General features: G+C 59.3%; 15 protein-coding genes. 5 read left to right on the top strand and 10 right to left on the bottom strand.

Annotated elements, in window-relative coordinates; translation table 11 throughout:
- Nucleotides 1-247: 247 nt before the first annotated feature.
- The 4 genes from B5G16_RS10825 to B5G16_RS10815 all read right to left on the bottom strand — a co-directional run bounded on the left by B5G16_RS10825 (nt 248) and on the right by B5G16_RS10815 (nt 2,188).
- On the bottom strand, nt 248-547 hold the full coding sequence (locus tag B5G16_RS10825; protein ID WP_087263759.1) for a helix-turn-helix domain-containing protein: 300 nt from the start codon (nt 545-547) through the stop codon (nt 248-250).
- Nucleotides 548-549: 2 nt separating this feature from the next.
- Nucleotides 550-714, bottom strand: a complete 165-nt coding sequence (locus B5G16_RS10820) for a helix-turn-helix domain-containing protein (RefSeq protein ID WP_087263758.1) — start codon at nt 712-714, stop codon at nt 550-552.
- Nucleotides 715-837 (bottom strand): hypothetical protein, encoded by a 123-nt coding sequence (locus B5G16_RS12960; RefSeq protein ID WP_262481325.1) that lies wholly within the window; start codon nt 835-837, stop codon nt 715-717.
- A gap of 451 nt (nt 838-1,288) precedes the next feature.
- Complete coding sequence (locus B5G16_RS10815; protein WP_087263757.1) at nt 1,289-2,188, bottom strand: helix-turn-helix domain-containing protein; 900 nt, start codon at nt 2,186-2,188, stop codon at nt 1,289-1,291.
- 128 nt (nt 2,189-2,316) lie between these two features.
- On the opposite strand from B5G16_RS10815, the gene B5G16_RS10810 reads away from it, so the two are divergent.
- A complete protein-coding gene (locus tag B5G16_RS10810) occupies nt 2,317-3,213 on the top strand; it encodes a radical SAM mobile pair protein B (protein WP_087263756.1) in 897 nt (298 codons plus the stop codon).
- A gap of 39 nt (nt 3,214-3,252) precedes the next feature.
- Nucleotides 3,253-3,702: a cupin domain-containing protein gene (locus B5G16_RS10805; protein WP_087263755.1), complete on the top strand. Its 450-nt coding sequence runs from the start codon at nt 3,253-3,255 to the stop codon at nt 3,700-3,702.
- A 163-nt stretch (nt 3,703-3,865) separates the two neighbouring features.
- Here B5G16_RS10805 and B5G16_RS10800 read toward each other — a convergent pair whose 3' ends face one another.
- Nucleotides 3,866-4,237: a winged helix-turn-helix transcriptional regulator gene (locus B5G16_RS10800; protein WP_087263754.1), complete on the bottom strand. Its 372-nt coding sequence runs from the start codon at nt 4,235-4,237 to the stop codon at nt 3,866-3,868.
- Nucleotides 4,238-4,401: 164 nt separating this feature from the next.
- On the opposite strand from B5G16_RS10800, the gene B5G16_RS10795 reads away from it, so the two are divergent.
- Together B5G16_RS10795 and B5G16_RS10790 are read left to right on the top strand one after the other, a co-directional pair.
- Nucleotides 4,402-4,785 carry a nuclear transport factor 2 family protein gene (locus tag B5G16_RS10795; RefSeq protein ID WP_087263753.1) on the top strand — a complete coding sequence of 128 codons (384 nt, stop codon included), beginning with the start codon at nt 4,402-4,404 and terminating at the stop codon, nt 4,783-4,785.
- Nucleotides 4,786-4,791: 6 nt separating this feature from the next.
- On the top strand, nt 4,792-5,331 hold the full coding sequence (locus B5G16_RS10790) for a flavodoxin family protein (protein WP_087263752.1): 540 nt from the start codon (nt 4,792-4,794) through the stop codon (nt 5,329-5,331).
- Nucleotides 5,332-5,413: 82 nt separating this feature from the next.
- On the opposite strand, the gene B5G16_RS10785 is transcribed toward B5G16_RS10790, so the two are convergent.
- Entirely contained in the window at nt 5,414-6,313 is a 900-nt protein-coding gene (locus tag B5G16_RS10785; protein ID WP_087263760.1) for a flavin reductase, read from the bottom strand.
- Between the two features lie 272 nt (nt 6,314-6,585).
- On the opposite strand from B5G16_RS10785, the gene B5G16_RS10780 reads away from it, so the two are divergent.
- Nucleotides 6,586-7,485, top strand: a complete 900-nt coding sequence (locus tag B5G16_RS10780; protein WP_087263751.1) for a helix-turn-helix domain-containing protein — start codon at nt 6,586-6,588, stop codon at nt 7,483-7,485.
- Here B5G16_RS10780 and B5G16_RS10775 read toward each other — a convergent pair.
- From B5G16_RS10775 to B5G16_RS10760, 4 genes are read right to left on the bottom strand one after another with little or no spacing between them, the layout of a single operon-like run.
- On the bottom strand, nt 7,448-8,491 hold the full coding sequence (locus B5G16_RS10775; protein ID WP_087263750.1) for an amidohydrolase family protein: 1,044 nt from the start codon (nt 8,489-8,491) through the stop codon (nt 7,448-7,450). The genes B5G16_RS10780 and B5G16_RS10775 overlap by 38 nt on opposite strands.
- Before the next feature lie 12 nt (nt 8,492-8,503).
- On the bottom strand, nt 8,504-9,178 hold the full coding sequence (locus tag B5G16_RS10770) for a flavodoxin (protein ID WP_087263749.1): 675 nt from the start codon (nt 9,176-9,178) through the stop codon (nt 8,504-8,506).
- 53 nt (nt 9,179-9,231) lie between these two features.
- On the bottom strand, nt 9,232-10,413 hold the full coding sequence (locus tag B5G16_RS10765; protein WP_204228084.1) for an iron-containing alcohol dehydrogenase: 1,182 nt from the start codon (nt 10,411-10,413) through the stop codon (nt 9,232-9,234).
- Between the two features lie 43 nt (nt 10,414-10,456).
- Nucleotides 10,457-11,746 (bottom strand): aldo/keto reductase, encoded by a 1,290-nt coding sequence (locus tag B5G16_RS10760; RefSeq protein ID WP_087263747.1) that lies wholly within the window; start codon nt 11,744-11,746, stop codon nt 10,457-10,459.
- Nucleotides 11,747-11,918: the final 172 nt, after the last annotated feature.

Raw genomic sequence — 11,918 nt, 5'->3', positions numbered from 1 at the left:
ACCGGGGGCGGCGGGCAACCGATGGAAGATGGTCGGCTCTTCAGTGGGGAGCCGTGGAGGGGATGAATGGCGTTGTCATGGTCGGTGGTTTTTGCGTTGTTTCGAGGATAACGGCACCCGTCTCCGCTTTGTTTCACCATGAGGCGCGATTGCGCTTTCTTGCTGGTAGTTGCGCAGGTGGATTGGCCGCAGGGATATGCACGAAAAAAGCCCTCGAATCATCTGATCCGAGAGCTCGTATAGTCTGTTACTCGGCAGCCGGCCGAAGGTTGCGGTCAAGGACCGCCCGGATCCCCGATTCGGGATAGAGCAGCAAGCGGTTGCCAAGTAGCGTGAAGGGAATCTGCCGCCGGTCCCGCAGCGTCTGCAAGGTGCGCGGTGAGAGGCGCAGGCGTGTGCAGACCTCCTCGCCGGTCAGGTAGCGCTCCTCGCCGATCATCGGGCGACGCTCCTCGGAGGCCTTCCGAAGCATACGCTCCACGTCGTCCAGCCGGGCGAACAAGCGTTGTACCTCGTCGCTTGCTTCGTTGAGATAATCCAGCGGCATGGCTATCGCATTTGAACGGTTTTGCGGGAAAGCCATGCGGCGAGATCCCGACGTCGATAGTAGAATTTACCACCCAGACGTGAGCAGGGAATCACTCCCCGGTCCCGGTAGCTCTGCAGCGTGCGTTTGGTGATGTTCAGCGCCCGGCATACCTCCTCGCTGTCCAATCACCCGTCGTCCTGCGGTGGCGTCAAACGACGTTCCAGATGTTGGGCAAGGGCGGAGAGGTGTTCCACCCGTTCAAGGAGCCGCTGCCAACTCCGCTCTCCGATACATACGATCTTTTCCATGGTTTTCTTTCTGTTTGGTTTGACTATGCAGCAACCCGTCTCTGTGGGTTGCACTCTGTGTGGATGGGGACGCCGAACATTCAGCGGTCCCGGATCCGAAAGGCTCGGCGTTTCATCTTTTTCCGGTTTATGAATCTTTGTTCCTGCAAGCTTGCACTCGGATAACGTGCGCTGCCCCTCAAAAGTTTCGCCCGCAGAGTGATGTGGCAGTGGTTGGCGTCGGTTGGCGTCAAGAGGGTGGACAAACTGCGGGGAAAATGCCGGTTTATAGCCATTCTGATTTGCGCATATGGCAAACGTGCCTATGATAATACACGGACAGAGACGGGATACGGGCTGTCGAGCCGGAAGCTCAAAAGGGTAGTTTGGGACGAAAGTCATGCAAACCGCATCTCCGAATCAGCCGGAAAGGAGCTGGAGTTGCAGTCCGGTTGCGGATGTCGATGCGGCCCTATTCACCCGCGCCGCGCCGATAATCTTCGAGGTAGGCCGAGCAGGTCCGTCCGGTCTGCTGCTTGAAGAAGCGCATCAGGTGGCTCGGATCCGAGAAGCCGTACGCATCGGCCAGCTGGCTGACGCTGCGCCTCTCGAAGAGTAGGTCGTTCTTCACAGCCTCCAGCAGCCGCTGTTTCAGCAGGTGTACGGCCGTGACGCCGAACTGATCCATGACAGCCCGGTTCAAGGTCACGCGGCTCACGCGCAGCATCGAAGCATACTCCTCGACGCGTTGCACCTCACGGATATGCTCCTCGAGCAGCGCCTTGAAGCGGAATGCACAGTTATTGCGCGGCAACGTCACGGGCAGTCCGTAGGCGGCGGCATAATCGCGGTTGAGCGTCACCAGCAGATAATAGAGCACCGCGACGATCAAATTGTAGCTGTCCGCCGTCGGGGCGCGCAGCTCCGCCTTGATCTTTTCGAGCAGCCGGTCGTATTCCGCCAGCTGTTCCGCTGCGGCATCGAACCACGGCGGCGTGTCGGTCTGGTAGCAGTAGAGCAGGCGGTAGACGAAGAACTTGTCAGCGAGGAACGTGCGCATGAAATCCTCGCGGAAGATTAGGAACGTGTAGTCGAGCTCCGCCTCGTCTACGAGCCAGCGCTGTTGCTGGTGGGGCGAGAGGAGCAGCACCATGCCGTCGTGCAGCTCGATGCGGCGTCCGCCGAGCAACAGCACGCCTCGGGCCCTGTGCAGGAAGAAGAACTCGAAGAAGTCGGTCCGGAAGAGCGGATTCTCGGTCAGTACGCCGCGGATCTCTTCGCTGCGGCCCGTATTGATGTAGAAGTCGACGCCGCACTGCGTCTTGCTGAACGGCACGGTGACCAGCCGTCGGGGATTTGTCGCTGTTTTCATCGCTCGCATCCGGGTTATTCGATGACAAAGATAGAACATTATTTATCAAAATGGCATACATTACCCCCTTTCGGGCATGGTTTTGCACAAAAAATCTTCGGATCTTTGCCTCACAAAACATCCGGAATATGAACCAGCAAGAGGAGATCATCCGCGACATCGACGTGCAGAGCGTCATGACCCGCTCGTCGCTGCCCGTGGGCGGTTATTCGGTCAACCCCTACGTGGGGTGTCCTCACGCCTGCCAATATTGCTACGCTTCGTTCATGAAGCGCTTCACGGGCCACACCGAACCCTGGGGATCGTTTCTCGATGTCAAACACTGGAAACCCGTCGGCAATCCGCACCGCTTCGACGGCCAGCGTATCGTCATCGGCTCGGTGACCGACGGCTACAATCCCTTCGAGGAGCAGTTTCAGCGCACGCGCCATCTGCTTGAGGAGCTGCGCGGCACGACGGCCGAGATCATGATCTGCACCAAGTCGGATCTTGTGCTGCGCGACCTGGACCTGTTGCGCACGTTCCCGCGCGTGACGGTTTCGTGGTCAGTCAACACGCTGGACGAGGCTTTCCGTGCCGACATGGACCGCGCGGTGAGCATCGAGCGGCGTCTCGAGGCCATGCGGCAGGTCTATGAGGCGGGCATCCGCACCGTCTGCTTCGTCTCGCCGATCTTTCCGGGCATCACCGACCCGAAGGCCATCATCGAACGGGTGAAAGACTTCGCCGACCTCGTCTGGCTCGAGAATCTCAACTTGCGCGGGCAGTTCAAGGCAACGATCCTGGCCTATATCCGCGAAAAGCATCCCGAACTAGTGCCTTTATACGAGGAGATCTACAACCGCCGCCGGACGGACTATTGGCAGGCGCTTGAACACGAGATGGCCGCCTATGCTGCCGCAAACGGCCTGCCATATCGCGTGAACGACCTGCCGTACGGCCGCTCCGAGAAGGGCCGTCCGGTTGTGGTCAACTACTTCTATCACGAAAAAATCCGACTCAACAACCGATCCTCGGAGCGGTAGGATGCCGTAAACGGAAAACCTCTTAAAACACGATAAACGATGAAACAGATTGAAAAGATCGCCGAATCCGAAAATTTCAGTGCAATCGGGCTCGGCAAATTGAGCGAACTGAACGAATTCGTGCTGGAGCTGAATCCGGCCGTCAAGATCCCGGGCAAGGTCTTCGGTGGTGCGGCCTTGCAGGCAACGGGTGCGGAGTTCTCCTTCCAGTCGTTCGCTCCCGGTACGGAAACCGGATTCCTGCACACCCACAAAACACACGAGGAACTTTACTTCTTTCTCTCGGGCGAGGGTAAATTCCAGGTCGACGGCAAGATCTTCCCGATCGGTGAAGGTTCGGTAGTGCGGGTAGCTCCTGCGGGACGACGTTCCGTCCGCAATACGGGCCGCGAGGCACTTGTCATGCTCTGCGTACAGTACAAGGGCGGGAGCTTTACGCCCGAGGACGCTACCGACGGTGTGATTCTGAACGATCCGGTCTGCTGGTAAGGCCTTCATACGGCAAACGACAGGCGTGATGCCGCTACAAACGGTATCACGCCTGTCGTATTTCCTCCCAGCACGCCGGAACCGGACACAGACCATGCAGACGGCAACAGCTGGATTTTGGAGCGGGCCTGTTACATTTCCGGTTCAATTGCCAGGCTTATGATCATTCGGTACGGTCTGCCGGTTCCCTTTTTCCGTATTTCCGTTCGAAAAGTTCCGCATTCCGGGTACCCCATTCGATCATCGCGTCGATGATCGGAATGAGCGTTTCGCCCAAAGGGGTAATGGCATATTCGGAGCGGGGCGGCAACTCGGCGTAGATGGTCTTGCGGACCAGACCGTCCTCGACCAGCTCCTTGAGCTGGAGATCGAGCACCCGGGGCGTGGCCTCGGGGAAGATGCGGTGCAATTCGCTCGGACGCAGCGCATGGTGGCGCAGTTCGTCGAGGATGCAGGACTTCCATTTCGAGTTGATCAGACTCATGGTCAGCCGCAGCGGGCATTCCAGATCGACGGGTAGCTTTCTCTCGTACATGTGCGTAGGGCCGTTTTCGGTTCTTGTGAAACAAAGGTAGCGATAATTGCCAAAAAGAGCATACCCGACAAATTTTTCGGTATATGAATCATTTTTCGGTACTTGACTGCACGGTGCCGCGGCCATATCTTTGTCCCGACAAGAACCTTTCAAACAGACCGATTATGAGAACTGAAATCAAAGAGTACCGGGCCGTCGAGGAGGCGGCCATGAAGTTCGTCCGAAGCGTTGCCGAGGGCAACAGCAGCCATGCGCGCGAGCTGTTCATCGACGAGGCCGTGCTGTTCGGATACCTCGACGGCCGGCTGGAGCATGGCGGCATCGAACAGTTCTACCGGAACGTGGACAGCGTGGGTGCCGATGCCGGATTCAGGGCCCGGATCGACGTGCTGGATGTCGAGGAGACGCTGGCCGTCGTGCGCGTGCTGGAGGAGAACTGGGGCGGCCGCATCGACTTTACGGACTACCTGCTGATGATGAAGATCGACGGCACGTGGCGCTGCGTGGCCAAGGCCTACAACCAGAATTCAAACACCATTCAAAAATAACACGCCATGAAAATAACGGTAATTACGGGCAGCCCCCGCAAGCTGGGCAACAGTTTCGCCATGACCGAAGCCTTCATCAGCGAGGCGGAGCGCCGCGGACATACGGTGCAGCGGTTCGACGCGGCATTCCTGAAGATCGGCGGCTGCCACGCCTGCATGACCTGCTACAAGACGGGTAAGGCCTGCTCGTTCGACGACGACTTCAACCGCATCGCCCCGGCCATTCTCGAATCGGATGCCGTGGTCTTCACGATGCCGGTCTACTGGTATTCGATCCCGGCACAGATCAAAGGGGTGATCGACCGATTGTTTTCGCTGGTCGTCGGCGGCAAGCCGGTGGACGGGAAGCGGTGTGCGTTGATCGCCTGCTGCGAGGAGGAGGATACGACGGTGCTCGACGGCGTGCGGATTCCCATGGAGCGCACGGCGGCCCTGCTGAAATGGGAGATGGTCGGCGAGGTGCTCATCCCGGGCGTACTGAACGAAGGTGACATCGCCCGGACTGACGGTTGCCAACAGGCGGCAGCTCTGGCACAGCGGTTCTAACCTCCGCTCGCGAACGTCCGGATCACATGCAGGCCGCAGCGGGATTCCACGCTCCATGCCGGAATCCCGCTGCGACCTTTTTCTATTGGATGAAATTATGGAGACGGTTGGCCGGGTTGAGCGGCGTCTGATCGATCAGTTCGAGCGACCGGACCATGTGGAGCGTTCCCTGCTTGTACTTCTGAAAATGCGCCGAGGCGATATGCTTCTCGTAAGCTGCACGGCTTGCGTAGGTTTCGAGGATGGTGATCCGGCACGGATTCTCCCGCTCGGCCACGGCATACATCGTCAGCACGCCCGGCTCGGTGCGCAGCGAAACTTCGCCCACCTCCGCGGCGAAGCGCATATATTCGTCGAGATACTCCGGCCGGACCTCGATCTTCGAGAGCCGCACGATACCGTCCCCGGCCATCGGCTCCTTGGCACACATCGAAGGCTCGCTGTCGAGCCGCAGGCAGCGGCCGATCACCTCGCCCGTGGAGAGGTAGGAGTAGGTCGGGAACTCGAACAGCACGGGCTTCAGCCGCGCGTAGTCGATCCGTCCGCGGTCGTCGAGCACCTCCGGCGAGGCGTAGGTCGCCGCAATCGAGCAGATGAAGTTGTCGAAACCCTCCGTCTCGTAAATATCCACGACGTCGCACGCCATCGTCAGCGGCGAGCGGTCGATCACCGGCGCGCCGTTCGCGCCCCGATGCCAGGAGAAAACCTGCGACTTGTCCTCGCGGGCTCCGCTCACACTCCCCACATAGTCGGCCGCAGGCAGCATCTCGCGGCTGACGAGATTGACCGAGAGTTTGCGCGTGGCGCGGATCCCCCGGTTGGTGTAGTGGCTCTGGCTCATGCTGACCAGAATCCGGTCGTGGCCGATAATCCCGACGTGCGCCACAACAAGCCAGTTTACGCGGCCTTCCACCTCGGCCCCGACAACCGTCAGCGGCATGGGATAGAGTGCCAACGTGTTTCCGATGAGTTTCTTTTCCATGGTGGTTGTATTTGATGGATTCGACGATTGAGTCTGTGCCAGCGTGCCGCCCGACAGCGTCAGGCCCAGCAGCAGGCACGCGAAAATGATCATGCGGTTTGTCATGGTTTGTCGTTTTATACATCCATCGCAAAAGTAGCGGTTTACCCGCTTCCGGATGTAACGAAAGCCGGGGCATTCCTACCCGTTTTACGGAATCCCGGGCCCACCGATTCGGAGATATGCCCGAAAATCGTTATTTTTGCGAAGACAACCCCTCAAAGCCTTCCTTGATGAGCAAGATTCTGAGAATAAACTGCGTGGGTGATTACAGCCGCTGGGTCGGACACATCGATCGCCATCCGCTGGTGAGCGTTATCGACTATGCCGAGGTTTCGCCCATCCGCCACAGTCTGAACAACTACGGCGTCTACGCACTCTTCCTGCGCGACGACGCCAGCGTGGAACTCGACTACGGCTGCGGACGCTACGACTACAACCAGGGCACGCTGCTGTGCGTGGCCCCGGGACAGGTAGGCGGCAAGGAGGACAACGGCGAGCGGGTTTCGATTACGGGCTGGGCGCTGCTCTTCCATCCCGATCTGCTGCGCGGCACGCCGCTCGAAAAACGGATCCGCGACTACTCCTTTTTCGACTATCGCGTCAACGAGGCGCTGCACATGACCGACCGGGAGCATGACATCCTGGTTTCGCTGATGCGTCGGATGCGCGAAGAGCTCGACAACGAACGCGATGCACAGCAGGATGCCATTCTGGTCGGCTACATCGGACTGGTGTTGAATTTCTGCCAGCGCTTCTACAACCGCCAGTTCCAGACCCGCAAGACGGAGAACTCCGACATTCTGGTCCGCTTCAACCAGCTGCTCGCCGACTATTACGAGCAACGGCTCCAGCTGACCCTCGGGTTGCCCACCGTGCAGTACTGCGCCGACAAGCTGTGTCTCTCGCCCAACTACTTCGGCGACGTCATCCGGAAGACGACCGGCGACACGGCCGGCAACCACATCCGCCGGTTCGTGATCCAGCTTGCCAAGGACGGGCTCTCCGCCGGAGAGAGCGTCGCGCAGGTGGCCGACCGCCTCGGATTCGAATATTCGCAGCACTTCAGCCGTATGTTCCGGAAGCAGGAGGGTATCACTCCGACGGAGTACGGCCGCAGGCGGCGCTCCTGACAAACAACCGTTCGGCATTCCGTCCCAGAATCCGGTCGGCATATCCGGCCAGCTCGCCGTCGGCGGCGAGCGTCTGTTTCAATCGTTCCAGATTGGCCTGCAACACGGTATCGGGCAGATAGGGATAGTCCGAACCGTAGAGGATGTGGTCGGGCGTGGTGATGGTGAGCAGCGCATGCAGGACCTCTGCCGTGGGATTCCCCGCCAGGTCGAAATAGAGGCGCGACAGGTTCGCGTCCCAATCAATCGGCTGCATGCAGCCCTGCGACACCATCGCCGGGAGGATGGATTTCATTCTCGGCAATGCCAGCGGCAGGAACGAACCGCAATGGGGCACGACCACCTTCAGATTCGGGTAGCGGGTCAGTACGTTCCGCGCCAGCATGTTCACCACGGCCCGAGTGGTTTCGGCCGGATATTCGTACATGGCCAGCGGTGTGGTGGCGATGATCTCCTCGGGACTGGGCGTCGGGCGGTGCGGATGGAGGATGACGACGGCATGACGCTCGTCGAGCACCTCCATCAGCGGATCCAGCGCCTCGTCACCCACATACTGCCCGCGGCTGTTGGTCGCCAGTTTCACTCCGTCGGCCCCCAGCGTATCGAGCGCATAGACCGCTTCGCGGATGGCGGCCTCCACATCGGGCAGCGGCAGGGCTGCACAGAACCGGAACCGGCCGTGGTATCGCTGTTTGATCTCCGCCGAGACCTCGTTCACACGGCGGATACAGCGGGCCGACTCCTCCGTATCGCCATAGTAGGGCTGCGGGGCCGGCATCGTCAGCACGGCCGTCCGGATGCCCGCACGGTCCATGAAGTCGATGTGCCGCGCGGCATCCCACACTGGCAGCGGGAAGGTCTCTTCGAGCTCCGCACCGTGTGCCTTCAGCACCTCCCGGTATTCGGGAAGGATGATGTGGGTGTGGAGATCGACCGTCTGTCCGTAAAGAGACGCCAATCCGAAAGGCATTTCCGCAAGCAGCAAAGTGAACAGTCGCTTTCTCATATCGCATGCTTTTTAATGCTCCTCGCGGTCTGCTCCGAGCGTCTCCAGCCAGGCCGGGATACGGGTCGTCATACTGCCCAACGAACCGGAGGTGAGCAGCAGCGACTCTTCGAATGTGGCTTCGGGAACCAACGCGGCAGCATCCCGTTCGGAGGTGCCGATGCCGCTGCTCCCGCTGCTGGCAAAGAGGGCAATCCGCTTTCCGGCCAGCAACGCGGCATGATCGTGCAGGAATGCCTGCATCGGCGAAGCCATGTGCCCGAACCAGATCGGATAGCCGACAAAGATAATATCATATTCGTCAAGACTCTCGACTGAGGTGGTAATGGCAGGGAAATTGCCTTGTGCAATGGCCTCCAGCTCCGTCTGTGCGCGGTCGAGCATTGCGTTGTAGTCCGTATCGTAGGGTACAGCCGGCTCCACCTCCGCCATCTCACAATCCAATGTGGACTGAATGGTCCGTGCCATCCGCTCCGTATTGCCCGTGCGCGAGCAGTAGAGGACAAGGTAACGCCCGTTGGCTCCGTTCGTGTTGCCGCCTTCCTCGTTGTCTCCGTTGTCCCCATTCCCGTTATCCTCGGGCGAGGTCTGTTCCGGCTCGTTCGATGACGGACTGGTCTCGCCGCAGGCCGTTGACACGGCAAGCGTCGACAGCAGCATCCAGAGGATCAAAAACAGCTTTTTCATACGCTTCTCTTTTAATGGTTTGACGCTTTCCAAAAGTCCGGATCGGGAATCGACTATCTGTACGACTCCCGGTAGATGCGCACGATCTCCTCGTCGCTCATCTGAACCCGGTCGCTGGTGAACATGACGCCCATCACCTCGCGCGTGTTGCGCATCAGCAACTCGAATTCGTCGGGCGTGATGCCGTAGTCGGACATCTTCAGGTCGGCCACGCCGCAAGCCTCCTGCAACCGGGTGAGGGCCGTGAGGAAATCTTCGGGCTTCGTGGCTTCGGGCATTCCCATGACCTGCGCCATGCGGACGAAACGTTCGTCGCAGGCGTGGTGTTCGATGAAGTATTTATAGTATGCCCGGCTGATCATGATCAGTCCTGCGCCGTGAGGCAGTGCCGGATGGTAGGCCGACAGGGCGTGTTCCAGCGCGTGTTCGCTCGTGATCAGCGTCAGGCACATCACCACGCCCGACAGCGTATTGCCAAAAGCCACGTGGGTGCGGGCTTCCATGTCCTTGCCATCCTTCACGGCGCGGGGGAGGTACTTCGCCAGATTTTCGATGGCCGTCAGGGCGTACATGTCGCTCATCAGGTTTGCTCCCCGGGCAATGTAGCCCTCGGTACTGTGGAACAGGGCATCGAAACCCTGATAGGCCGTGAAGGTCGGCGGCACGCTGGCCATCAGCTCCGGATCGACGATCGAGAGGACCGGGAAGAGCGAAGCATCGCCCACGAAGGCCTTCTCGAAGGTATCCTCCTTGGTGATGACGCCCGAGTTGTCCGTTTCCGAGCCCGTCCCGGCCGTGGTGGTGATGGCGACGATGGGCAGCGGACGGACGGCAATCGGTTTGCCTTTGCCCGAACCGATGGGCACATAGTCCCAAAGCTCCCCGTCGTTGGTCGCCATCACGGCGATGGCCTTCGTGCAGTCCATCACGCTGCCGCCGCCCAGCGCCACGAGGAAATCGCAGCCGTGCTCACGAGCAGCCTTCGCCCCGGCGTCGACATTGCCGACCGTCGGATTCGGCATCACCCCGTCGAAGAGGACCGTCTCCACGCCGGCCTTGTGCAGCTGCTCCTCCGTGCGCGAAAGATAGCCGTTGGCACGGGTCGATTTTCCGTTGGAGATCACGATCAGGGCACGGCGTCCCGGCATCGGCTGTTCATTCAGTTTGTCCAGCATCCCGGTCCCGAACATCACCCGGGTCGGAACATACATGTAGTACATAAGATTGGTTTCCATCTTTTAGAATTGTTTTATGTAAGAATATCTTGTTTGTCTGTCTTTATTTACCCATCGTCTCCCGAACCCGGGCCAGCAGATTCGGAATATCGAGATGTTGCGGACACTTGGCCAGGCATTCGCCACACGCAACACACGAGGAGGCCGGGTCGCCGCGCTGAACGGGCGACATCGACACGGTATAGTCGGCCAGCGCCCGCTGCCGGTTGCCGTGCAGCAGGTAGTTGTTGTACACATAGGCAAGGATGTAGCCGATGGCCACGTTGTGCGGGCAGGGAATACACTGGTAGCAACCCGTGCAGTCGATATGTCCCGGCGCTTGGCGGTAAGCATAGATGGCGGCCCCCAACGCCTCACGCTCGGCCGGCGAAAGCATGTTCGGCCGGGCCTTGGCAGCATATTTCAGATTCTCCTCCACATCCGCCATGGAACCCATGCCGCTGACGGCCACGCTCACCTCGGGAATATCCCACAGATAGTCCAACGCCCACTCGGCATCGGGCTTGCGAATCCCTGTCGAGGCCAGTGCATCGTGCATCGTCTGCGGCAGACGGGCCAGAAATCCCGTGCGGACGGGCTTCATCACCGCCAGCCCCATTCCGTTGGCTGCGGCATACTTCGGGCCGAGCACCCCTGCCTCGTATTCGTAATCCAGGTAGTTGTGCTGAATCAGGCAGAAATCCCAGGCCGGGGTGTATTCCACCACCTTTTTGAACAGCTGCAGGCTGTCGTGGAACGAGAAGCCCATGAAGCGGATCTTGCCCTGGGACTTCAGCCGCTCCATCTTTTCGATGAGCCGGTAGGGCAGCACATAATCCTTCCACGCGCGGTGCATGATCATGTGAATATGATAGAAGTCGATCACGTCCGTACCAATGGTACGGCGCGACTGGTCGAAGAACTTTTCGAAATCATCCACCGACCGCATCTCCCACCACGGCATCTTGGAGGTGACATACACCCGGTCGCGCCAGCCTCCGGCCAAAGCACGGCCCACCGCCTGTTCGCTCTCTCCGCCCAGGTAGACACGCCCCGTGTCGATATAGTTTACACCGCCTTCGATGGCACGGCGTACCATGGGCGTGGTCTGGTCGAAATCTACGTGTCCGTTCTTCATCGGCAGCCGCAGCATACCGAAACCCAGCGCCGAGACCTTCACGCCGGTCCGCCCCATCGGGCGGTACTGCATCTGCGGATTGTAATTGAGAATCTCTCTCGACAACCGCTCCCGTACGACTTGTTTTTCAACCTCCTGCGCCAGGGCTTTCGGACCGATTATCGCACTGGCAGCTGCGGCAAAAAGTCCGCTTTTAAGAAAATCACGTCTATCCATATCGCTTCCCGTTTATCTATCTGACCCCCGGTCAAACAGAATTATGACCGTTATGTCTGCTGCAAAGGTAATCTGGCGGGAAGCAACCGACGTAACGATTTCATGGAAGAATGTGCGGCTTTTACGGATTATGAATACCTATAAATTGAACGACGGGGATCTGCAATAGAAC

It is taken from the genome of Alistipes sp. An66 (assembly GCF_002161445.1).
Classification (GTDB): Bacteria; Bacteroidota; Bacteroidia; order Bacteroidales; family Rikenellaceae; genus Alistipes; species Alistipes cottocaccae.
Note: the sequence above shows the minus strand (reverse complement) of the source record. Positions and strands in the feature narration are given on the sequence as shown.

Bases quoted from the DNA above. Each gene is read 5' to 3' on its own strand.
- B5G16_RS10825 (WP_087263759.1), bottom strand. From the start codon at position 547: ATGCCGCTGGATTATCTCAACGAAGCAAGCGACGAGGTACAACGCTTG.
- B5G16_RS12960 (WP_262481325.1), bottom strand. From the start codon at position 837: ATGGAAAAGATCGTATGTATCGGAGAGCGGAGTTGGCAGCGGCTCCTT.
- B5G16_RS10815 (WP_087263757.1), bottom strand. From the start codon at position 2,188: ATGAAAACAGCGACAAATCCCCGACGGCTGGTCACCGTGCCGTTCAGC.
- B5G16_RS10810 (WP_087263756.1), top strand. From the start codon at position 2,317: ATGAACCAGCAAGAGGAGATCATCCGCGACATCGACGTGCAGAGCGTC.
- B5G16_RS10805 (WP_087263755.1), top strand. From the start codon at position 3,253: ATGAAACAGATTGAAAAGATCGCCGAATCCGAAAATTTCAGTGCAATC.
- B5G16_RS10800 (WP_087263754.1), bottom strand. From the start codon at position 4,237: ATGTACGAGAGAAAGCTACCCGTCGATCTGGAATGCCCGCTGCGGCTG.
- B5G16_RS10795 (WP_087263753.1), top strand. From the start codon at position 4,402: ATGAGAACTGAAATCAAAGAGTACCGGGCCGTCGAGGAGGCGGCCATG.
- B5G16_RS10790 (WP_087263752.1), top strand. From the start codon at position 4,792: ATGAAAATAACGGTAATTACGGGCAGCCCCCGCAAGCTGGGCAACAGT.
- B5G16_RS10785 (WP_087263760.1), bottom strand. From the start codon at position 6,313: ATGGAAAAGAAACTCATCGGAAACACGTTGGCACTCTATCCCATGCCG.
- B5G16_RS10780 (WP_087263751.1), top strand. From the start codon at position 6,586: ATGAGCAAGATTCTGAGAATAAACTGCGTGGGTGATTACAGCCGCTGG.
- B5G16_RS10775 (WP_087263750.1), bottom strand. From the start codon at position 8,491: ATGAGAAAGCGACTGTTCACTTTGCTGCTTGCGGAAATGCCTTTCGGA.
- B5G16_RS10770 (WP_087263749.1), bottom strand. From the start codon at position 9,178: ATGAAAAAGCTGTTTTTGATCCTCTGGATGCTGCTGTCGACGCTTGCC.
- B5G16_RS10765 (WP_204228084.1), bottom strand. From the start codon at position 10,413: ATGGAAACCAATCTTATGTACTACATGTATGTTCCGACCCGGGTGATG.
- B5G16_RS10760 (WP_087263747.1), bottom strand. From the start codon at position 11,746: ATGGATAGACGTGATTTTCTTAAAAGCGGACTTTTTGCCGCAGCTGCC.